The 613-nt window shown below is 31.5% G+C and carries 1 protein-coding gene; it reads left to right on the forward strand.

The annotated features are described in order from the left end of the window. Window positions 1–140 precede the first annotated feature (140 nt). Window positions 141–596, forward strand: coding sequence for an IS200/IS605 family transposase (gene tnpA, locus K5V21_RS19055; protein WP_221862673.1), 456 nt, complete (start codon window positions 141–143; stop codon window positions 594–596). Window positions 597–613 lie beyond the last annotated feature (17 nt).

Raw genomic sequence — 613 nt, forward strand, 5'->3', positions numbered from 1 at the left:
TTTTTATTGTATTTAAAAAACCACTTGCTATGCAAGTGTGTTCAGATAAGCTTTAGCGGTGTATTATGTAAAAAAACCTCCATTTGTTAAAATAGAATTAGGTTCGCAGCCAAATTCAATAACAAAAGGAGGCATCCATAATGGACATTAATAGTTTATCACATACAAAATGGAATTGTAAATATCACATAGTTTTTGCGCCAAAATACAGGAGAAAGGAAATTTACGGCGAAAAGAAAATTGAAATTGGAAAGATACTAAGACAACTTTGCGAATGGAAGGACGTTGAAATAATCGAAGCGCATGCTTGCGTCGATCATATACATATGTTGGTTTCAATTCCACCGAAAATGAGCGTTTCAGGTTTTGTAGGCTTTTTAAAAGGTAAAAGTAGTTTAATGCTTTTTGAAAGATTTTCTGACTTAAAATATAAATATGGAAGTAGACATTTTTGGTGTAGAGGATTTTATGTTGATACAGTAGGAAGAAATAAAAAAGCAATTGAAGAATATATAAGAAATCAAGAACGAGAAGATATGATAGCATATCAAATAATTATAAAAGAATATATGGACCCTTTCAAGGGTAGCAAGTAACAGAAGATATGCGGCTG

This window comes from Clostridium sardiniense (assembly GCF_019753795.1).
GTDB lineage: Bacteria > Bacillota > Clostridia > Clostridiales > Clostridiaceae > Clostridium > Clostridium sardiniense.

Excerpts from the sequence above, each read along its gene's own strand:
- tnpA (WP_221862673.1), top strand. The coding sequence starts at position 141 with ATGGACATTAATAGTTTATCACATACAAAATGGAATTGTAAATATCAC.